20 protein-coding genes are annotated in these 21,366 nt (G+C 61.8%); 6 read left to right on the forward strand and 14 right to left on the reverse strand.

What is annotated here, in order from left to right:
* Positions 1-68 precede the first annotated feature (68 nt).
* Positions 69-905, forward strand: a complete 837-nt coding sequence (locus NKH73_RS24080; protein ID WP_352936872.1) for an SDR family oxidoreductase — start codon at positions 69-71, stop codon at positions 903-905.
* Between the two features lie 124 nt (positions 906-1,029).
* On the opposite strand, the gene NKH73_RS24085 is transcribed toward NKH73_RS24080, so the two are convergent.
* From NKH73_RS24085 to NKH73_RS24110, 6 genes are all read right to left on the reverse strand, one after another.
* Entirely contained in the window at positions 1,030-1,407 is a 378-nt protein-coding gene (locus tag NKH73_RS24085) for a DoxX family protein (protein ID WP_352936873.1), read from the reverse strand.
* A gap of 60 nt (positions 1,408-1,467) precedes the next feature.
* On the reverse strand, positions 1,468-1,926 hold the full coding sequence (locus NKH73_RS24090; protein WP_352936874.1) for a carboxymuconolactone decarboxylase family protein: 459 nt from the start codon (positions 1,924-1,926) through the stop codon (positions 1,468-1,470).
* A 19-nt stretch (positions 1,927-1,945) separates the two neighbouring features.
* Entirely contained in the window at positions 1,946-2,464 is a 519-nt protein-coding gene (locus NKH73_RS24095; protein ID WP_352936875.1) for an RrF2 family transcriptional regulator, read from the reverse strand.
* Between the two features lie 110 nt (positions 2,465-2,574).
* On the reverse strand, positions 2,575-3,888 hold the full coding sequence (gene preA, locus NKH73_RS24100; protein ID WP_126105849.1) for an NAD-dependent dihydropyrimidine dehydrogenase subunit PreA: 1,314 nt from the start codon (positions 3,886-3,888) through the stop codon (positions 2,575-2,577).
* A gap of 2 nt (positions 3,889-3,890) precedes the next feature.
* Positions 3,891-5,255 (reverse strand): NAD(P)-dependent oxidoreductase, encoded by a 1,365-nt coding sequence (locus NKH73_RS24105; protein WP_352936876.1) that lies wholly within the window; start codon positions 5,253-5,255, stop codon positions 3,891-3,893.
* A 134-nt stretch (positions 5,256-5,389) separates the two neighbouring features.
* Positions 5,390-6,106: a gamma-glutamylcyclotransferase gene (locus tag NKH73_RS24110; RefSeq protein WP_352936877.1), complete on the reverse strand. Its 717-nt coding sequence runs from the start codon at positions 6,104-6,106 to the stop codon at positions 5,390-5,392.
* A gap of 192 nt (positions 6,107-6,298) precedes the next feature.
* Between NKH73_RS24110 and NKH73_RS24115 the strand changes: the two genes are divergently transcribed.
* Positions 6,299-7,075, forward strand: a complete 777-nt coding sequence (locus NKH73_RS24115; protein ID WP_352936878.1) for a VOC family protein — start codon at positions 6,299-6,301, stop codon at positions 7,073-7,075.
* A 31-nt stretch (positions 7,076-7,106) separates the two neighbouring features.
* Here the strand turns inward: NKH73_RS24115 and NKH73_RS24120 are convergent, their stop codons facing one another.
* The gene (locus tag NKH73_RS24120; RefSeq protein WP_352936879.1) at positions 7,107-7,595 is read right to left on the reverse strand and encodes a hypothetical protein; all 489 of its coding nucleotides are present in this window, start codon (positions 7,593-7,595) and stop codon (positions 7,107-7,109) included.
* Between the two features lie 197 nt (positions 7,596-7,792).
* Between NKH73_RS24120 and NKH73_RS24125 the strand changes: the two genes are divergently transcribed.
* A complete protein-coding gene (locus NKH73_RS24125) occupies positions 7,793-8,185 on the forward strand; it encodes a DoxX family protein (protein WP_352936880.1) in 393 nt (130 codons plus the stop codon).
* A gap of 19 nt (positions 8,186-8,204) precedes the next feature.
* On the opposite strand, the gene NKH73_RS24130 is transcribed toward NKH73_RS24125, so the two are convergent.
* Together NKH73_RS24130 and NKH73_RS24135 are read right to left on the reverse strand one after the other, a co-directional pair.
* Positions 8,205-10,646 carry a GcvT family protein gene (locus NKH73_RS24130; RefSeq protein ID WP_352936881.1) on the reverse strand — a complete coding sequence of 814 codons (2,442 nt, stop codon included), beginning with the start codon at positions 10,644-10,646 and terminating at the stop codon, positions 8,205-8,207.
* Between the two features lie 80 nt (positions 10,647-10,726).
* Entirely contained in the window at positions 10,727-12,265 is a 1,539-nt protein-coding gene (locus NKH73_RS24135; RefSeq protein WP_352936882.1) for a trimethylamine methyltransferase family protein, read from the reverse strand.
* 126 nt (positions 12,266-12,391) lie between these two features.
* Here NKH73_RS24135 and NKH73_RS24140 point away from each other — a divergent pair, with 126 nt between their 5' ends.
* A complete protein-coding gene (locus NKH73_RS24140) occupies positions 12,392-12,553 on the forward strand; it encodes a hypothetical protein (RefSeq protein WP_352936883.1) in 162 nt (53 codons plus the stop codon).
* A gap of 21 nt (positions 12,554-12,574) precedes the next feature.
* Here NKH73_RS24140 and NKH73_RS24145 read toward each other — a convergent pair whose 3' ends face one another.
* Positions 12,575-13,168, reverse strand: coding sequence for a TetR/AcrR family transcriptional regulator (locus NKH73_RS24145; protein ID WP_352936884.1), 594 nt, complete (start codon positions 13,166-13,168; stop codon positions 12,575-12,577).
* Positions 13,169-13,328: 160 nt separating this feature from the next.
* Here NKH73_RS24145 and NKH73_RS24150 point away from each other — a divergent pair, with 160 nt between their 5' ends.
* Both NKH73_RS24150 and NKH73_RS24155 read left to right on the forward strand, forming a co-directional pair.
* A complete protein-coding gene (locus NKH73_RS24150) occupies positions 13,329-14,090 on the forward strand; it encodes an SDR family NAD(P)-dependent oxidoreductase (protein ID WP_352936885.1) in 762 nt (253 codons plus the stop codon).
* 208 nt (positions 14,091-14,298) lie between these two features.
* Complete coding sequence (locus NKH73_RS24155; RefSeq protein WP_352936886.1) at positions 14,299-14,889, forward strand: transglycosylase SLT domain-containing protein; 591 nt, start codon at positions 14,299-14,301, stop codon at positions 14,887-14,889.
* A 13-nt stretch (positions 14,890-14,902) separates the two neighbouring features.
* On the opposite strand, the gene NKH73_RS24160 is transcribed toward NKH73_RS24155, so the two are convergent.
* The 4 genes from NKH73_RS24160 to NKH73_RS24175 form a co-directional block, all read right to left on the reverse strand.
* Positions 14,903-17,131, reverse strand: a complete 2,229-nt coding sequence (locus NKH73_RS24160; RefSeq protein ID WP_352936887.1) for a dipeptide ABC transporter ATP-binding protein — start codon at positions 17,129-17,131, stop codon at positions 14,903-14,905.
* Between the two features lie 48 nt (positions 17,132-17,179).
* Positions 17,180-18,337, reverse strand: a complete 1,158-nt coding sequence (locus NKH73_RS24165; protein WP_352936888.1) for an ABC transporter permease — start codon at positions 18,335-18,337, stop codon at positions 17,180-17,182.
* 12 nt (positions 18,338-18,349) lie between these two features.
* Entirely contained in the window at positions 18,350-19,384 is a 1,035-nt protein-coding gene (locus NKH73_RS24170) for an ABC transporter permease (protein WP_352936889.1), read from the reverse strand.
* Positions 19,385-19,609: 225 nt separating this feature from the next.
* Entirely contained in the window at positions 19,610-21,262 is a 1,653-nt protein-coding gene (locus NKH73_RS24175) for an ABC transporter substrate-binding protein (RefSeq protein WP_352936890.1), read from the reverse strand.
* Positions 21,263-21,366 lie beyond the last annotated feature (104 nt).

The raw sequence follows: 21,366 nt of genomic DNA on the forward strand, positions 1-21,366 counted from the left end.
AAATTTGAACTGTTCGAGGCTTGTCGGATGCCCCATCTTCCCTTCAGAGCAGAATGGAGGCTCTGAAGATGGAACTGAAAGACAAGATAATCCTCATCACCGGATCGACTGACGGCGTCGGCCGCGTGGTCGCGCAAAGGCTCGGCGCCGGCGGCGCGCGGGTCCTGGTGCATGGCCGCGATGCGACACGCGGCAAGGCAGCCGTCGCCGAGATCGAGGCCGCCGGCGGCAAGGCCGAGCTTCTCGTCGCCGACCTCTCGTCGCTCGCCGAGGTCCGCCGCCTCGCCGATGCCGTGCGTGCCAGAACCGATCGGCTCGACGTCCTGATCAACAATGCCGGCATCGGCACCGCCGGCACCAAACGACAGGTCAGCGCCGACGGCTACGAACTGCGCTTTGCCGTCAACTATCTCGCCGGTTTCTTGCTCACATCGGAGCTTGTCCCGTTGCTGAAGGCGAGTGCGCCGGCGCGCATCGTCAACGTCGCCTCGGCCGGCCAGCAGGCGATCGATTTCGGCGACGTGATGCTGACCCACGGCTATAGCGGCGTACGCGCCTACTGCCAGAGCAAGCTGGCGCAGATCATGTTCACCATCGACCTGGCGCAGGAGTTGAAGAACACCGGTGTCACCGTCAACAGCCTGCATCCGGCAAGCTACATGAACACGACCATGGTCCGGCAGGCAGGCGTCACGCCGTGGAGTTCGGTCGAGACCGGCGCTGACGCCATCCTCAACCTCGCTGTATCTCCTGACCTGGAAGGGCGGAGCGGCCTGTATTTCGACGGACTGAGAGAAACCCGCGCCGACGCGCAGGCTTATGATGCAAAGGCAAGACAGCAATTGAAGACATTGAGCCTCGACCTCGTCGGGCGTCAGTCGGCCACCCTAACATCGAAGGAATAGCGTTCAAGAGCGGGAACCCTCACATGCCGTGATCGTCGGCGGCTCTTCCGGTATCGGGGCGCGCAAGCTGGCATGTCACCAAGAAACCGTGCCAGCTGCCTTCCGCGAGGCGGCCGTCTGAACGTCAAAGCGGCTGCGCCGCCATCGCCAGGAAACCTCCCGTCAGCGCCACGTTGCCGACAAAGCCGTTAATGCGGGACGCGCGCTCGGGCCCTTGATGATCCCAGAAATTGTGGAACATCGGGGTGGCGACAATTAGGAACAGCACCAGGCACAAAGCGGCGGCAGCGGTCCAGATACCTGATATCACCAGCGCTCCGGAGACGACCTGCAGGACGATACCCAGCCACAGCATCAGCCGCGCCTCCGGCACGCCGCGTGCCGTCATCATCTGGGTCAGGAAGCCTGCATTCTGGATATTGCGCAGACCGGCAAAGACGAAGGCGCCGCCAAGCAGCAGGCGGGCGGCAAACAGAATCTCATTCTCAAAATTTGCCATCATGTTCTTGATCCCCAAACAAAAATGGCGCGCGGCGCCCAGGCCGCGCGCCGGCTCGCTCGCTCAAGCAGCTTTCGCCGCCGGCATCGGATGAATCGCCTGGAACGGGATGCAAAGCCGGTTCCAGGTGTTGATCATGCCAAGAGCGACAGACAGTTTGACCAGTTCCTCTTCCGAGAAATGCTCGAGCGTCCGCGCATAGAGTTCGTCCGAGACACCGTTGTCGGCGATCTTCGTCACCGCTTCGGTCCAGGCGAAGGCAGCGCGTTCGCGTTCGGAAAACAGCGGCGATTCCTTCCAGGCCGAGACGAGATAGAGCCGCGGCTCGGTCTCGCCATCGCGACGCGCCTCGCGGCTGTGCATCTCGACACAATAGGAGCAGCCATTGATCTGCGATGCTCTGAGCTTGATCAGATGCAGCAGGCCCACCTCGAGCCCACATTCGTCGACCGCCTTGTTGAGCGCCGACACCGCCTTCATGATTTCCGGCGCCTTGGCGAAAAACTGCATTCTCTGTTTCATCGTCTTTCCTTTCGCATGCTCATGCTTGCTTGGTTGAACTGGATTTCTGCAGCCGCTGATGGCGCTCGACAAAGGCGCAGCTAGCTGCAACCGAACGCGGATCGGCACCGCTCATGAAATCGGACACGATGTCGGACAGCTTTGCCTCGGCGAGTGCCGCGCGATAGGCGCGCTCCGCCTTGAGCATCGCGACGTTGATGCCGCAGGGTTTGACATAGGCGGACGCGTCGAGCTTGGCCGGACCGCGCTGGCGAATCTCGCCGCAGCGGAATGCCGGTTCTTTGCCTTCGACCGCGAGCACGATGTCGAGCAGCGTTATGCGCTCGGCCGGCCGCGCCAGCCGGTAGCCGCCGGCCGGTCCAGGGACGGATTCCAGGACGCGCGCCGCCGTCAGCATGTTGAGATGCTTCAAGAGATAGCTTGGCGACAGGCCAAAGGCTTCCGCCATGGCAGCACCCGGCATAGTCGCCGCGCCTTCCACACCGGCAAGCATCGCGGCGCAATGGATAGCCGCTTCCACGCCCTCGCCCAGCTTCATTGTGTTGATCTCCAATCCATGGATATCTTTTATCATGGATAAATTTTATCTACAATAGTTATTTGAAAAGAGCGGCGCCCGCAGGCGCCGCTTTTCCACGACGGGCTGCCCTATTCCGCCGCCACCTTGGCCATCGGGTTGTTTGGATGCGTCGTCCAGTTAGCGTAGACCGGTGACACCGGTCGACCGGTGCGCTGGTCCATCACGCCGGCCGCCAGCGGCTCCATGGTGATGCAGTTCTCGACCGGGCAGACATTGACGCAGAGATTGCAGCCGACGCATTCGGCCTCGATCACCTCGAAATGCCTGACGCCGTCCACCATGCTGGTGATCGCCTGGTGCGAGGTGTCCTCGCAGGCGATGTGGCAGCGGCCACACTTGATGCAGGCCTCCTGGTCGATATGCGCCTTGGCGACGTAGTTGAGGTTGAGATACTGCCAGTCGGTGACGTTGGGCGTGGCGCGGCCGATAATGTCGTCCAGCGAGGCGTGTCCCTTCTCGTCCATCCAGTTTTCCAGGCCGGCGATCATCTCCTGCACGATCTTGAAGCCATAGGTCATCGCCGCCGTGCACACCTGCACATTGCCGGCGCCGAGTGCCATGAATTCGGCAGCATCCCGCCAAGTGGTGATGCCGCCAATGCCGGAGATCGGCAGGCCGTGCGTTTCCGGATCGCGCGCGATTTCGGCGACCATGTTCATGGCGATCGGCTTCACCGCCGGGCCGCAATAGCCGCCATGCGAACCCTTGCCGTCGATTGTCGGTTCCGGTGCGAAACTGTCGAGATTGACGCCGGTGATCGAATTGATGGTGTTGATCAGCGACACCGCATCCGTGCCGCCGGCAAGAGCGGCACGCGCCGGCTTGCGCACATCGGTGATGTTGGGCGTCAGCTTGGTGATGACAGGCATGCGGGTGTTGGCCTTGCACCAGCGCACGACCATTTCGATGTATTCCGGCACCTGGCCGACGGCGGCACCCATGCCGCGCTCCGACATGCCGTGCGGGCAGCCGAAATTAAGCTCGATGCCGTCGGCCTCAGTCTCCTCGACCACCGGCAGGATCGCCTTCCACGCGTGTTCCTCGCAAGGCACCATCAGCGAGACGACGATGGCGCGGTCGGGCCAGTCCTTCTTGACCTGCTTGATCTCGCGCAGATTGACCTGCAGGTCGCGGTCGGTGATCAGCTCGATGTTGTTGAGGCCGAGCAGGCGGCGGTCGGCGCCCCAGATCGCGCCATAGCGCGGACCGTTGACGTTGACCACCGGCGGGCCCTCTTCGCCGAGCGTCTTCCACACCACGCCGCCCCAGCCCGCCTTAAAGGCGCGGATGACGTTGTAGGCCTTGTCGGTCGGCGGCGCCGATGCCAGCCAGAACGGATTGGGCGATTTGATGCCGACGAAATTGTTTCTGATATCTGCCATGCTCATGCCCTCCCGTTCGAGGTCAGTGCCCGGTGGATCGATTCGGCCGCGTCGCGGCCCTGAGCGACGGCGGAGACGGTGAGGTCGTCGCCGCCATAGATACAATCGCCGCCCGCCCAGACATTGGCCAGCGAAGTACGGCCTTCGGCATCGACCTTGATGCGGCCGGCCTCCAAAGCAAGCAAGGCCCCGCTGCCATTGAGCGCAGCCGGGACAAAGCTCTGGCCGATCGCCTTGAACACCTGGTCGGCGGTAAGCGTCAGGCGCTCGCCGGTGCCGACGAGCTTGTCGCCATCCATCGCCGTGTATTCGAGCTCGATGCCCGACACCTTGCCGCCTTCGGCAATGACCCGCTTCGGCTGCAGCCAGTGACGGATGGTAACGCCGTTGGCGGCGGCCAGATCCTGCTCGAATTCGGAGGCGTTCATGTGCTCCTGGCCGCGCCGGTAGCAGATCGTCACCTCTTCGGCGCCGAGCAGTTTCGATTGCACCGCTGCGTCGATCGCCGTCATGCCGCCGCCGATGACGACGACACGCCGGCCGACCGGCAGGCTGGCAAGATCGCTGGCCTGGCGAAGCTCCGCGATGAACTCCACTGCATTGGTCACGCCTTGCGCCTCCTCGCCATCGGCACGCAGCGCATTGACGCCGCCAAGCCCCATGCCGAGAAACACCGCGTCGTAGTTCCTGGTCACGTCCGACAGCTGGTAGTCGCGACCGAGCGCCTTGCCGTTCTGGATGTCGATGCCGCCGATCGACGTGACATAATCGACCTCGGCCTGGGCGAAATTATCGATGCTCTTGTAGGCGGCAATGCCGTATTCATTGAGGCCGCCTGCCTTCGGACGGGCTTCCAGGATGGTCACCTCATGACCATGACGGGCGAGTCGATGGGCGGCGGCAAGGCCGGCCGGTCCGGCGCCGACCACGGCGACCGTCTTGCCGGTCGGGGCGGCACGCGCATAGAACTGCTTGTCCTGCGCCATGGCGACATCGGTGGCATAGCGCTGCAGGCGGCCGATCTGCACCGGCTTGCCTTCGGCCACTTCGCGCACGCAGACTTCTTCGCATAGCGTCTCGGTCGGGCAGACGCGGGCGCACATGCCGCCCAGAATGTTCTGGTCGAAAATCGTCTTGGCCGAACCGATCGGATTGCCGGTCGAGATCTGGCGGATGAACAGCGGAATATCGATCGAGGTCGGGCATGCGTTCATGCACGGCGCGTCATAGCAGAAATAGCAGCGGTCGGATTCGACCAGCGCCTCGTGATGATCGAGCGGCGGATGCAGGTCGGAAAAATTATCCGCATATTGTTCAGGCGAAAGCCGTCCGCCGGCAATGCCTTGCTTGAAATGACCAGTCGCCATTCCGGTTCCCCATTCTTGTGGTTTTGCGGAAGGCTAACACGTTTTGTTTTTTTATCAATTGGTCAATTTTCGATGCAAGCCGCTGAAAAGGCTGGATAAAAACATGATTAATGTACTCATGTTATTGCGCGCGATCACTGTGCAGACAGAAGGCCCATTCCGGGGACACGGCCATGGATCGACCTGATCTCGTTCGCGACCAGCTCCTGCAGCCGCCACAGATTGCGGTCACGAATGCCGAACGCTTCGAGGTGACTGACGGTGTTGTAGAGATATTCCGCGCCCGACCCGACATGCCCGCACGCCCTGGCCAGCACCTGAGCTACCCGTTCCAGCGGCTGGTTGAGCGAGGTGCCTCTGCCGGTCACGCCAACCCAGAAGCCTAACGCCCGCAGTGATCCTTGAGCAGTGCGCACCGGAAACCATCTGACCGAGGCAACACTCTCGTGATCGTCGATTTCGCGCCGCAGCAGCCTTTCGATCTGGGCCGGTTTTTCGCCGTCGGGCAAGCGGTAGATTACCCCGTTGCACCGCCCGCCCCGCTCCAGCGCCATCATCAAGCCCGGCTGCTCGGCACTGCCGCGCCAACGGACCATGTCGAGGCAGAAGGACCGATGCCAGCCGAACGCGGTGGCGCGTTGTTGTTCGACGGACTCGAAAGCCGGCTTCCAGATCAGCGAGCCATAGGCAAACACCCACAACGGGCCCGCGTCGGCTTCGTCCGACAGCCGCAAGGCAAGGTCCTGGAAATCCTCGTCGGTCAGTTGCGTCCAGCTGCCATCGGGACCGGGATCGGCCTCCTCCCGATGGCATAACGCGACGAGCTCCGGCGTAAGCGACATCAGGCGCATGGATCGACACCCCTCGTTGACTGAAGGAAAGGCGAAAAACGCGAAGTACGCAAGACTTGAACGGCGGTGCCTTGCCGCGGGCAATTCTTGGCCCAGATGTCGGATTTCCGTCGCCAAGATCGTCCTAGGATGGATCAAACCACAATCCAAAACTGGAAACCGCCCACGACTGGAAACATAAGGAGCACGACAATGCCAAAGTCTCCGATGCCCTTCTTCTGGTACGAGTTGATGACCACCGACCTCGACGCCGCCGAGGCCTTCTATACCGACGTAGTCGGCTGGACGGCCCAGCCCTTCGACGCCGGGCCGGGCATGCCGCGTTATATCGTCATGAATGTCGGCGAGCGCGGCGTCGCCGGTCTGATGACGCTGCCGGAGGACGCCGCCAAGATGGGCATGCCGCCGGCCTGGCTCGGTTATATCCACACCAGAGATGTCGACGCCTCGACGCAATCGTTGAAGAATGCCGGCGGCACGGTTCACCGCGAACCCGACGACATTCCGAGCGTCGGCCGCTTCGCCGTCGTCGCCGATCCGCAAGGCGCGACCTTCATGTTGATGCAGCCGACCGGCCCCGATCAGCCAACGGTGCCGGCCACCACACCGGGCCATATCGGCTGGCACGAACTCTACACGTCGGACTGGAACGCAGCGTTCGAGTTCTATTCAGAGCAGTTCGGCTGGGAGAAGGGCGATGCGATGGATATGGGGCCGATGGGCATCTACCAGACCTTTTCCGCCGGCCCGGAATCCGGCGGCGGCATGATGAACAAGCCGGAGCAGATGCCAGTGCCGGTGTGGATGTTCTACTTCAACGTCCCGGCCATCAATGCCGCGGCCAAGCGCATCACCGACAATGGCGGCAAGATCCTGATGGGTCCCATGGAAGTGCCGACCGGCCAATGGATTGTGCAGGGCCAGGACCCGCAAGGTGCGCATTTCGCACTGCTTGCGCCCGTACGGTAGGCGTCCTGACCAACCGAGTGTTGTCGCTGGATCATTCTGGCGTCAGCACTGCAACTTTGAGACCGGCCTTTTTGGCGCCGCTGAGTTGGACCGTCGCGGCACCCGCCGCCAGCTTGAAACGCACGCTTTTGCGAATGCCCGGACAGGTTTTCACGCCGCTGAAAGCCGCCAACTTCACGGCTTTGCCGTCCTGAATGACATCGATCCAGGCCTCATCGGACAGGCTGATCTGGAGCTCTCCCTCCGGAGGCACGGCCACGCTTGCCGTCGCGCCGAACGTACCGGCTGCCGGCGCGCGTTCCGGCGGAACGGTGAAGCTGATCGTGTCGACCGGCGCCAACGCCACATCTGCAGCCTCGCCAACCGAAAGGTCAGTGCCGGACTGCGCGGCGGGCGCCGCCGCAAACAGGGCCTCCTCGCGCGTCACCGGCCATTTGAAAGCAGCACAGCCGGCGTCGTCAGCCATGGCGACGCTGGTGCCGGCAAGGATAGCGAATAGGCTAACAACGACTTTTCTCATGGCAAACGGAACCCACATGGTTGGAGTGTCTTGATACCAATACAACTATAGCGATTTGTACACAACCCTGGCGAGAAAAATATTAAGGGAAGAGGAACATTTCCAATCACCGATTGTTGACGGCAGACCATGAGAAATGAATGGTCCATTGCCGGGCGATAATTTATGGCCGGATAGAGTGCAACATGGAGTTTTTGATGAAGTTTTTTGACGGTCTCGCCAAGTATCAGCGGCAGGCCCTGGCGGTGCTTCGCATCATGACGGCACTTCAGTTCATGGAGCACGGCACACAAAAGCTGTTTAATTTTCCCGTCAGCGATCAAGCCGGTGCGCTGAGCGGGCTGTCGCTGACCGCGGGCATCCTGGAATTCGCCGGCGGCATCCTGCTGGTACTGGGGCTGTTCACCAGGCCAGTCGCATTCCTTCTCAGCGGTCAGATGGCGATCGCCTATTTCATGGCGCACATGCCAAGCGGCTTTTTTCCGGTCAACAATGGCGGCGATGCGGCGATCTCCTTCTGTTTCATCTTCCTCTATCTGGTGTTCGCCGGCCCCGGCGCTTTTGCGCTGGACAATCGCCGCAGCGCTTGAGGCGCCAACAGCGGCGCCTTCACCCCCGCATCCGCTCGAGATTCGCGTCGAACAGCGGCGACGGCTGCACGCGCGCGGCATAGCGCCTGCCCAAGAGCTCAATCTCGAAGCCGTCGACTTCGTCGGCGATCTCCTTCGGCACATAGCCCATGGCCACGGATGTCTTCGAATGATGCGCGTAGCCGCCTGAAGTGACCCAGCCGCGTACGGCGCCGTCGAACCAGATCGGCTCGTCGCCGATGACGTCGGCGTCTGCCGCATCGACGACAAAGGCGCGCAGCCTGAGCTTGCCGCCTCGTTTGCGCTCGGCGAGCGCTGCCTCTTTGCCGATGAAGTCGGCCTCCTTGCCATAGGCGACGAAACGGTCGAGCCCGGCCTCCAGCGGCCCGTAGATCGGCCGGTATTCGCGCGCCCACGAGCCGTAATTTTTCTCCAGCCGAAGCGCGTTGAGCGCGCGCGAGCCGAACAGGCCGATGCCGAATTCTTCGCCCGCCGCCATCAGGGTCTGGTACGCAGCACGCTGGTATTCCGGCGCCACCCAGATCTCGTAACCGACATCGCCGGTGTAGGTGACGCGGCCGACAAGGCACGGCGCCATGCCGATATCCATCTTGCGGATGGCCATGAACGGAAACGCCGCATTCGACACATCCGCCTGCGTAACCCTAGCCAGCACGTCCCGCGCCTTGGGTCCAGCGATCGACAGGCCCGTCAGCTTCGCCGCCAGCGCCTCGACACGAACCGAACCGTCCTTCGGCAGATGCCCCTCAAACCAACGCATGTGATACTGCTCGGCAATGCCGGAGCCGGCGAGAAACCAGCCGTCCCCGCTGGAATTGGGACTGCCGAGATTGGCCAGCGAGAAATCGCCGATCAGCCTGCCGTCTTCCTTCAGCATCGGCGCCAGCGTCATGCGGCCGGGTCTTGGCAATTTGCAGGCAAGCAGGCGGTCGAGCCAGGCCCCCGCGCCCACGCCCGTCACCCTGTATTTGGCGAAGTTCGAAATCTCCGACAGGCCGACACTTGTCCGGACCGTCCTCACCTCTTTTGCGACATGCTCGAAATCGCTTGAGCGCCGCCACGAGAACTCGTCCCTGACGCCCTCAGGCGCATACCACAGCGGCACTTCCAGCCCGTAGGCCACGCCCCATTGCGCGCCCTTGGCCGACAAAAGCTCGTAGATCGGCGTGGTCTTGAGCGGCCGCCCGGCAGGCAGTTCCTCATTGGGGAAGCGGATGGAAAAACGCCGCGAATAATTCTCGCGCACCTTGGCGTTGGTGTAGGCCATCGTTGCCCAGTCGCCGTAGCGCGAGACATCCATCGCCCAGATGTCGGCGCCGGGATCGCCTTCGATCATCCAGTTCGACAGCGCGAGACCAACGCCGCCGCCCTGCGAAAAGCCGGCCATGACGCCGCAGGCGACCCAGAAACCCGGCAGGCCGCGCACCGGTCCGACCAGCGGGTTGCCGTCCGGCGCGAAGGTGAAAGGACCGTTGATGATCTGCTTGATGCCGGTGTTCTGGAAGGCCGGGAAATGCCGGAAGCCGACTTCCAGCGACGGCGCGATGCGGTCGATGTCGGGCTCCAGCAGTTCATGGCCGAAATTCCATGGCGTGGAAAATTCGGACCATGGCTTGTTGGCCTTCTCATAAGTGCCCATCAGCATGCCGCCGCGCTCCTGGCGCAGATACAGCTCGCCGTCGAAATCGACCGCGTGGATGATTTCCGTGCCGGTCTTCTGGTTCCAGGCGGCGACCTCCGGCATATCCTCGGTGATCAGGTACATGTGCTCCATGGCCAGCACCGGCAGTTCCAGCCCGACCATGCGGCCGACCTCGCGCGCCCACAACCCGCCGGCGTTGACGACGTGCTCTGCCACCACCTCGCCCTTGTTGGTGATGACGCGCCACAGCCCGTCGGCTCGGCGCACGATGTCCTCGACCTTGGTGAAGCGTTCGACCTCGGCGCCAAGTTTCCTCGCCGCTTTGGCATAGGCGTGGGTGACCCCCGAAGGATCGAGATGGCCATCCTCCTTGTTGCGGACGGCGCCGACGAACTGCTTCGGGTCGAGCAGCGGCATCAGCTCGGCCGCCTCGTCAGGCGAGATCTCCTCGAGGTCGATGCCGAGATAGCGGCCTTTGGCGACGACGCCGCGCAGCCAGTCGAGCCGCGCTTCGGTCGCCGCCAAAAGCACGCCGCCGGTCAGATGGACGCCAGTTGCCTGACCCGACAGTTCCTCGATCTCCTTGTAGAGCGAGATCGTGTATTTCTGCAGCTTGGCGACGTTGGGATCGCCATTGATCGTATGCATGCCGCCGGCCGCATGCCAGGTCGAACCGGAGGTCAGCTCGTCGCGCTCCAGGAGGACGATGTCGGTCCAGCCGTGACGCGCCAGATGGAACAGCACGGAACAGCCGACGACGCCTCCGCCAATGACCACGACCTTTGCATGCGACTTCATGGGTTTTCTCGTTATTTCAGGGAGTTGGAGGGGTAAAGTGAATCGGGAATCGGGATGGTAGGAAAACGGATCGCTGACCGTCACGGCTCGCCCGCCCCGATCGCGTCCTTGCGCTTTACCACATACGCTTCCAGCGCCTCGCGCACGGCAATATCCATCGCGGGCTCGACATGGTCTTCGAGCGCTTTCTTCCACAGCCGCGTCGCGCGCGCCGTGGCGTCGAGCCCGCCGCCCTCCTGCCACGCCTCGTAGTTCTGCCAGTTGGACAGCATCGGCTGGTAGAAGGCGGTGGCATAGCGCTCCAGCGTGTGCGGCTCGCCGAAGAAATGGCCACCGGTCGGCACAGCACCCAGCGCCTCGACGGCAAGTTCCGCCTCGTTGACTTCGATCGGACGCAAAAACTCCATCATGTGCTGGATCATTTCGACGTCGATGATGAACTTCTCGAACGACGCGGTCAGCCCGCCTTCCTGCCAACCGGCAGCGTGGTAGACGAGGTTGCCGTGGCCGAGCACCGCGCCCCACAGCGCCATCAGCGTCTCGTAGGCGCCCTGCGCGTCGGCGGCGTTGGAGGCCGAGCCCGGCGTCGTCCGGTAGGGCAGTCCATAGCGCCTCGCCAGCTGCCCGGAGGCAACGTTGGCCTTGGTGTTCTCCGGCGTGCCGAAGGCCGGTGCGCCGGACTTCATGTCGACATTGGAGGTGAAGGCGCCATACATGACCGGAGCGCCAGGGCGGACAAGCTGCGCCAAGACCACTCCGAACAGCGCCTCGGCATTCTGTTGCGCCAGCGCGCCGGCAAGCGTCACCGGGCTCATCGCCCCCATCAGCGTGAACGGCGTCACCGCGACCGACTGGCCGTATTCGGCCATGGTCATCAGCCCCTCGGCCATCATCTCGTCGAGGCGGCGCGGCGAGTTGACCGAGATGATGGTGGTAACGCCGGGGTCGTCGCGCATCTCATCAAGCGTCAGTCCGCGTGCGATTGCCATCATCTCGATGCCATCGAGCGCCCTGCCCCGGCCGATCGCCGAAACGTGAAAGCTCTTGTCGGTCAGCGTCAGATTGGCGAAATAGGTGTCGAGATGGCGGGAATTCGCCGGCAGTTCGACCGGTGCGCAGACCTGGTTGCCGAGCATGTGGATGCAGTTGAAATGCTGCGCCAGCCGCGTGAGGTCAGAATAGTCTCGCAGGTTTCCGGCGCGGCGGCCGCGCTCCATGTCATGCACATTGGGCGGCCCGGCGACCAGGGTGAAATTAATGGTGTTGCCGCCGAGATGGACGGTATGGGCTGGATTGCGCGGGGTCAGCGTATAGTTCGATCGCGTCGTCTTCAGCGCTTCCTCGACCATGCCGCGGTCGATGCGGACATTCGCCGCCGCGTGATCGACCTCGGCGCCGGCCTTGTCGAACAGCGACAGCGCGCGCGGGCTCATCACCTCGATGCCAAAATTCTCCAGAATGTGCATCGACGCCTGGTGGATCGCCTCTATCTGGTCTGCCGAGAGCATCGCCATTGGCGGATAGGGATTGGTCACGCGGCGCAGCGGCAGTTGCGGAATGGCGGCCGGTCCCCTGTTGCTGGTTCGCTCGGCGCCGCGCTTGCGTCTTGGTTCGTTCATGCGGCGCATCAAAGCGCCGGCACAGCGATCGGGCTGTCAGAAATCCGCCACCTGCGGGCGTGATTTTAGCCAAGGCGGCACGCTGGCAATTTCTATCAGACAAAAGCGACAGGAAAGGTCGGAAAATTGATCATCGCTCGCCCGGCCGTCGAGCTACGGCGCTACGAGATGCGCCGCGTCGTGGCTGTCATGAGCGGCAATTCGACTAGGTCTGCTCACAGCCGCGATGCGGCGGCGAGCACTACGGAAGGCCAAGCGCAAGCGACGGCCGGCGCGCCTCTCGCCTGAGGTTTAGGGTGGCTTTCCGGACTATGTGGAACTATCCGTAGGCCACGTGGAAAGCGCTTGCTCAGTAACAGCCTGCAGCATTTCGCGGCTAAAGCCGGCTTTAGCCTGCACCGCCATGCCGTGAGAGACAGCCATCACGAATGCCGCCAGGGCGTCAGGTTTGGCCGTCTCCGGCAAGTCGCCCTCGGCCTTGGCCCGTTCGAAGCGTTCACGAAGCTGCGCCTCACCAGCCGCGCGGGCATCTATCAACACTTGTCGTACAGGTTCCGCTTCATCCGATCCCGCCAGTACCCCGTTGATACCGAGACACCCTGTATGGCCGGGGTAACGTGTATGGAGGTCGGCTGCACTGTACAGGATGTGCGCAGCAACTTGCCGCGATGTCGGTAGCTGAAGCGCCTCAGGGATGAAATCCATGTATCGCTCGTAGTAGCGATCCAGGGCTCGGCGGAAGAGCGCTTCCTTGTTGCCAAAGGCAGAATAGAGGGCGGGCCTCTCTACGCCGGCGGCCTCGGTCAGGTCAGCGTAGGAGGCACCCTCGTAGCCCTTGCGCCAGAAGACGCATAGCGCCGCGTCGAGCACTTTCTCCACGTCAAATTCGCGATGGCGCCCCATCAGCTCAACTCAGAAATTTTCATAATGGCCATTACTAAACCACTTGACAGTGCATGTCCACATTTCATACCAATCGTTATCGTAATGTTCATTACGTAATCATGGCGTTGTCGCTCGCCAAGGTAAGGCGGCGCTCCAATGGCGTATAGAAAGGATTCTCATGTCGAACATATTGAAGGGCAAGGTCGCCCTCGTGACAGGCGGCTCGCGCGGGCTCGGCGCCGCTACGGCCGAGGCACTTGCCGACCAGGGTGCGGACGTTGCGATCACCTACGTCGCGTCGGCCAAAAAGGCCGAAGCCGTGGTCGAGAAGCTGAAGGCGAAGGGCGTCAGGGCCCTCGCGTTCCGGAGCGATCAGGCCGACCTTTCAACCGCCAAGCCTCTGATCGAGTCGGTGATTGCCGAATTCGGCAAGCTCGACATCCTCGTGAACAATGCCGGTATCGCGATCCAGGGTCAGCTCGTAGACGATCCCAAGCTCGATGGAGACAAGTACAATCGCCAGTGGCAGGTCAACGTCATGGGCACGATCGCCATCACGCGCGCGGCGGCGCCCAAACTGACCGACGGTGGTCGGGTCATTTTCATCGGCTCTCTCCTCGGCTCATACGTGCCGTTCCCGGGTGTCGCCGACTATGCCGGAACAAAGTGGGCGCTCGCCGGATACGCAAAGGGCATCGCGCGCGACCTTGGCCCCCGCAATATTACCGTGAACGTCGTACAGCCGGGCATCATGCCCACGGACATGGCCTCGGACGTTGCCGGTGAGCTTCCGGACCGTGAAGCCATCCTGGACATGCATCCGATCCGTCGCATTGCGACCCTCGAAGAAGTGGCGGAAACCGTCTGCTTTCTCGCCGGACCTTCTGCGGGCTACATCAACGGTGAGACCGTAAATATAGCCGGTGGTCTCGGAATCTGAACGCCGAAGGTCAGGCCGAAGGATCAAAACTCTTGAGCGCGCAATTGAAGGAAAGGATCACTGAGAAGTTTCGCGCAAACTCGGCCGCCGACGAGGTGCTTTCCAGCGTTGATCTCTTGGGAAAGCGATTTCTCGTCACGGGGCGGCCGACAAGCGATTAAGGAACGCAGCAAGATTCCCTTTATGTTTTCGGCCTAATCCTGTTCCGATGGGTAGGTCGAGTTTTAGTAAAATTATAGCCGTCACCGTGCTGCTCGTGCTGTCGGCCTGCGCGACGCCGCCGAACCATATCAACGATGTCTGCGCGGTGTTCGACCAGAATGACGGCTGGTTCGACAACTGGCAGGCGGCGGCCGAGCGCGTCGAACAAAAGTACGGCGTGCCGGTTCCCGTGCTGATGGCGACGGTGCGAAAGGAATCCGGCTTCAAGAGCAATGCCAAGCCGCCGCGCACCAAGCTTCTCGGCTTCATTCCCTGGAAACGTGTCTCCAGCGCCACCGGCTTCTCGCAGGCACTCGACGGCACCTGGGCGCAATACCAGAACGAGACGGGCAGCTGGGCGGCGCGCCGCACCAGGTTTGCCGATGCCGTCGATTTCGTCGGCTGGTACCATTCCAAGACATCAGACACGCTCGGCGTCGCCCGCAACGACACCTACAACTTGTATCTGGCCTATTATCTCGGCTGGACCGCCTACAAGCGCGGCGAACGGGGCGATGCCGGCGTGCAGCGCTACGCGCGGGCCACCGAGCAGATGGCTCGCGACTACGCCACGCAGCTAAGGCAGTGCGCGCCTTGATGGCGCCACTGATCTAGCCGTCCGACAGCTTCGGCCTCTTGCCACGTGGACGCTTGGGCGGTGTGCCGGCAAAGCCCGGACCGACGCCCTGCGGCGCGTCGTCCGGCACCCCCTCATGGGCGGCATGCTCCTTGTCGAACTTGATCACCGGCTCCATTTTCGCCAGTACATCGTCGGCAAGCCAGCACAGGCTCATATGACCGTCACCGAGATTCTTCACCGGTGGCACCTGCGTCTCGCAAAGATTGTCCGGCACCAGTTTCTTGTAGCCGCAGCGCGTCTGGAACGGACAGCCGGTTGGCGGGTTCATCGCCGACGGAATGTCGCCTTCCAGCACGATGTGCTTCTTGATCACTGACGTATCGGCAATCGGGATCGCCGACAGCAGCGCCTCGGTATAGGGATGATAGGGCGGCGAAAAGATCTGGTCGGTCGTGCCCTGCTCGACGATATAGCCGAGATACATGACGACGACGCGGTCGGCGATGTAGCGCACCACCGACAAGTCGTGGCTGATGAACAGCATCGTCGTCTTGTTCTTGCGCTGGATGTCCATCAACAGTTCGGTCACCGCCGCCTGCACCGACACGTCGAGCGCCGAGACCGGCTCGTCGGCCACCACCACCTTGGCGTTGCCGGCAAAGGCCCTGGCCACGCCGATGCGCTGCTTTTGGCCGCCGGAAAGCTGGCGCGGCTTGCGGGTTTCGAACGCCCGCGGCAGCTTCACCAGGTCGAGAAGCTCCAGCATGCGCTTGCGGCGATCGGCAACTGTGTTGCCGATATTGAACTTTTCCAGCGTGCGGATGATCTGCGAGCCGACCGAGTGGCTGGGATTGAGCGTGTCGAACGGATTTTGGAACACCATCTGGATCGACGACACCGTATCGACGCTGCGCTTCTCGATGCTGGTCGAACCGATCTGTTGATTTCCAAGTGTCACGTTGCCGGAACTCGCGGTCTCCAACCCGAGCAGCACCTTCGCCAGCGTCGACTTCCCACAACCGGACTCGCCGACGATGGCGACGGTTTCGGATTCGCGCGCCATGAACGAGATCGTCTCGTTGGCCTTGACGACGCGGCCTTCGCTCGATCCGAACACCTCGCTGCCGCCGACCTTGTAGTATTTCCTGAGGTCCTCGATCTTGAGCACCGGCGCGCCGGGCTCGACGCGCTCGTTGACCTTCTTGGCGCCGGGCGGCAGCGCCCCCCAATCAATCTCGTTGAAGCGCACGCAGCGCGAAAAATGACCTTCATGGCCTTCGACCGCGATCATCGGAATTTCGGCGGCGTTGCAGACGCCCTCGACGAAATGGTGGCAGCGCGGGCCGAAATTACAGCCCTTCGGCCGCTCATGCGGCAGCGGCAATTGCCCCGGAATGGAGATCAGAGGCCGCGAATTCTTGTCGGCGCCGGGCAACGGAATCGAGCGGAACAAGCCTTGCGTATAGGGGTGGCGCATCCGGTCGAAGACGTCCTTGATCTTGCCGGTTTCCACCGCTTCGCCCGAATACATCACCGTGATGCGGTCGCAGGTTTCCAGGATCAGGCCGAGATTGTGCGACACGAAGATCATCGAGGTGCCGAACTTCTCGCCGAGCCCCTTGACCAGGTCGACGATGCCAGCCTCCACCGTCACGTCGAGCGCCGTCGTCGGCTCGTCGAGCAGGAGCAGCGCCGGCTTCGACAGCAGCGCCATGGCGATGACGATGCGCTGTTGCTGGCCGCCGGAAAGCTGGTGCGGAAAGGAGCGCATCATCCGCTCTGGATCGGGCAGCCTGACCGAGCGCACCATTTCGAGCGCGCGTTTATAGGCCTCTTCCTTCGACACTTTGTCGTGGATCAGCGGCACTTCCATCAGTTGCTGGCCGACCTTCATCGCCGGGTTCAGGCTGGCCATCGGCTCCTGGTAGATCATCGCGATCTTGTTGCCGCGGATGGCGCGCAGCTCCTCGTCGGACAGTTCGCCCATGTCCTTGCCCTGGAACTTTATCCGGCCGCCGACGATCTTTCCGATATTGGAGAGATCGCGCATGATGCCGAGCGACACGGTCGACTTGCCGCAGCCGGATTCGCCGACGATGCCCATCGCTTCGCCAGGCATGACCGTGCAGGAAAAGTCCATGACCGCCGGTATCTCGCCCTTGCGGGTGAAGAAGGAGATCGACAGGTTCTCGATCTCGATGATCGGTTCGGTGGTTGGCCCAGGGGTCGGCTTGCCGGGATTTCGAACTGCCTCATTCATGGGTCGCTCCAATCCTTGTCTTTTCATATCGGGTCGAGAACCCGTCCATCAATCTTTCATCGATTGTTCACGCAGCGAGTCGGCCAGGAGATTAAGGCCCAGGACGAATGACATCAGCGCGATCGTTGGCGGCAGCGCCGGATGGATGAAGGAACGCAACAGCCGGCTGGCGTCCTTGATCGCGGTGCCCCAGTCCGGGCTCTCGGGCGCCAGTCCCAAGCCGAAATAGCCGAGCGTGCCGAGCAGGATCGTGGTGTAGCCGATGCGCAGGCAGGCATCGACGATCAGCGGCCCGCGTGCATTGGGAAGTATCTCCCACAGCATGATGTACCAAGGCGATTCACCGCGCGTCTGCGCCGCCGCCACATAATCGCGCGTCTTGATGTCCATGGTGAGGCCGCGCACGATGCGGAACACGCCCGGGCTGGAGGCGAACACCACTGCCACGAAGATATTGAGCTGGTTGGGATCGATATGGATGATCCTGAACGGGTCGGCATCGAAGACGAGGCCGGCATAGACCCAGCCGCCAATGATCAGCGTCAATCCCAAGAGGATGTAGAGACGGTCGGGTCGTTTTTTGTAGCGCGTCCAGAACAGCACGCTGAAAAAGATGATCGGGAACAGGAAAAACAGGCCGGCCATCGCATAGGGGATCGGTGTCTCCATGATGCCCGGCGTCACCAGCAGGTAAAACAGGAGGATAACCGGGAAGGCGAGCACCAGATTGGCGAGGAAGGACAGCACCGTATCGATCCTGCCGCCATAATAGCCGGCAGGCAGTCCGAGCGTGATGCCGACCATCAGCGCGAAACCGGTCGCCGCCGGCGCGATGATCAGCACGATCTGGCTGCCATAGATCATGCGGCTGAACACGTCGCGGGCAAGCTTGTCGCCGCCGAACAGGTAGACAAGTCCAGATTGCGGCTCGATCGCGCCGGGCAGCGCGTCCTTCATGATCGGGATCTGGGCAAGCGGATTGAAGGGCGAGATGGTCGACGCGAAGATCGCCGTGAACATCCAGAACAGACAGATGCCGACGCCGACGATGCCGACGCTGCTGTCGAAAAGCTGACCATAGAGGCCAAGCCTCTTCTTGTAGGCGAAGCTCGCCCCCATCACCAGGACGAGAGCGATCCAGACCGGCCAGAAACGGGCAAGCACGCCAAGCACCACGTTGAAGGCGCCGATATATTCAAGCTGCATCCGCCCGATCCCCTATTGAACTCTGATACGCGGATTGAGAAACGCGTAGCCGACATCGGAAATGAGTTGCGTGATCAGGACGATGAACACCGAGACCAGGGAGCAGCCGAGCAAAAGATCGATGTCGTTGTTGCCGGCCGCCTCGACCAGCGTGTAGCCGAAGCCCTGATAACGGAACATCACCTCGACGATGACGACGCCGGTGAGCAGCCAGGGGAATTGCAGCATGATGACGGTGAACGGCGCAATGAGTGCGTTGCGCAGCGCATGCTTGACCACCACGCTTCCGAAGGAGAGGCCCTTCAACCGGGCGGTGCGGATATATTGCTGCGTCATCACCTCGACCATCGAGGCGCGGGTCATGCGGGCGATGTAGCCGATGCCGTAGATCGCCAGCGTCATGACAGGCAGCGTGAAGTTGTAGAAGGTGATGCCCCGGCTGGCCGAGGCCGCCGAACCGTTGAGCCAGCCGAGCCATGAGGCGAAAATGACCGTGAAGATGACGCCCGACACATATTCGGGCGTCGCCGTCGAGGCAATCGAGGCGACGGACAATGTCCGGTCGGTTCGAGAGCCCTCGCGCATGCCGGCGAGGATGCCGATCAGAAGCGAGATCGGCACCATCACCACAAGCACCCAGAACATCAGGATTCCTGTGGCGGCGAGCGCCGGGAAAAGCTTCGATGCGACCGTCGTCTTGAACTTGGTCGAGCAGCCGAAGTCGCCTTGCAGCACGCCGGAGAACGTCGGCTCGACAGGATCATTGCAGAAAGAAAAACGTCGCGCCGGCTCGCCCGTTGCCGGATCTGTGACCGGCTGTTTGGGCACGATACCCAGCCATTGGCCATAACGGGAGAAGAAATTCTGGCGGTAGCCATGGTTGACCAGCCAGCTTTCGAGCTGCTCGGCCGAGGTGTGCATTTCAGTCTGGCTGATCGCCAGCTTTTTCAGATTGGGATCGAGATTGATCAGGAAGAACACGACCATCGTCAGGCACAGCATCGTCAATGCCATGGTACCGAGGCGTCGAATGATGAAAGAAAGCATGGCGGTCCCCTGCCGGTCTGGTTGGGGTTGGGGTCAGCTTGGAACCAGCTCAGCCGCTGGCGGCAAAGCTGGCTGTCAAACGGACCTCAGAATGCGATCAACCCTGTCTTATCGCACACCCCAATCCGAAGTGTTCGCGCCTTGTTTGCTGCGCCGACTTTCGGTTGTGGAATCATGCGTGGAGTGGGTGGAAGGGGCGAACCGCCCCTTCCACGATCGATCGGATCAGGCCTCGTCGAGCCAGATCTTGCCGTAATCGCGCTCGTATGTCGGATGCATGGCATAGTTCTTAACGGCAGCCACCGAGTGGCTGTAGAGCTTGCGCCAATAGGGCTGGATGATGATACCGGAATCCTGCAGGATCTGCTCGATGTCCTTCATCATCTCCTTGCGCTTGGCCGCGTCAGCGACCGAAAGCGCCGCGTTGAGCTTGGCGTCCCATTCGGGATTCGACCAGGCGCTTTCGTTCCAGGCTTCGCCGGTACGATAGCCGATCGCCAGAACCTGGACGCCGAGCGGCCGCATGTTCCAGTTGGTCATCGACAGCGGATACTTGGTCCAGTCGTTCCAGAACGTCGAACCCGGCAGCACCGTGCGCTTCACCTTGATGCCGGCGTCGCGCATCTGCGCGGCGATCGCATCACCGGTGTTCTTGTGCCAGTCCTCGTCGACCGTGATCAGCTCGTGCTCGAAATCGGCCTGACCGGCCTCTTCCATCAGCGCCTTCGCCTTGGCCGGGTCGCGAGCAACCTTTGCCAACTCATAGTATTCCGGATGGATCGGGGCAACATGGTGGTTTTCGGCGACAGTACCGGCATTGCCGTTGCCAAGCTGGAGCACGACAGCGTTGTCGACCGCAAGCTGCAGCGCATTGCGAACCTTCTGGTCATCGTAAGGTTTGTTGGCCACATTGGTGCGGCAGACGATCGTCGCTGCGGTGACCACCTCGTACTTGATCAGGTCGACACCGTCGAGGATCGACACGTAGTCGGCCGACGTCTCGAAATTGGTATGGACCTCTCCTGATTCGAAGGCGCTGACCGTGGCCGCGGGATCGGTGCCGTAGTCGATGAACTCGATGCCGTCGAGGAACACCTCGCCGTCCCACCACTTGTTGTCTTCGCGGCGCTTGTAGACGACTTTCTGGCCGACATCGTAGGAGACGAGTTCGAACGGACCAGTGCCGATCGGGCAGGCTTTGAAATCGCCGCCCTTTTCGTCGAAGGTCTTGTGAACGATGAGGCCGGGATAGTCGCACATGTTGGGAATGAGCGCGATATCAGGCGTGTCGAGCTTCAGCTTCACGGTCAAATCGTCGACCTTGGTCACCGCGCTTTCGTCCAGCTTGTCATTCTTGACAAGCGAACCGAGGCGGCCGGGCATGGAATTGCCCTCGGCCTTCTTGTCGGCCCAGCGACGAATGTTGAAGATCACGTCCTCGGCGGTGAACGGATCGCCGTTCGACCACGTCACGTCCTTGCGCACATGCAGCGTGTACTCGGTGGCATCGTCGTTGACGTCCCAGCTTTCGAGCAGGTAGGGGCGGAACGTGTATTCGGTTGTGTATTTGACCAACGGCTCGAGCGCCTGGCGCTCGGCATTCGCGATTTCCGACCAGTCGGCCTTGCGCGGATCCTTCGGATCCTTGATCCACATCGCGACTTTCAGTATGCCGCCCTTCTTGGCCTCCGCGTCCTGCGCTCTCGCCGGCGTCGGATCGGCAAGTCCGATCATGCCATAGGCCATCGCCGTGGACGCGCCGAAGACGCTGGCCAAAGCGAGAAACTCACGGCGATCGACACGTCCGGCCCTGGCTTCTTTGGCCATTGCATGGATGTGATCCGGAACGCGATCGCCATTACTCCTAAAGATTGTCATCACGAACTCCCATTGTTGGCTTTCTGCCTTTTACCATTCCGCATCCGGGCCATGATGTCAAAAACGGCACGGATTGGGAACATCCCAAAGAATGTGCAACTTTG

It is taken from the genome of Mesorhizobium sp. M0938 (assembly GCF_040319125.1).
GTDB lineage: Bacteria > Pseudomonadota > Alphaproteobacteria > Rhizobiales > Rhizobiaceae > Mesorhizobium > Mesorhizobium robiniae.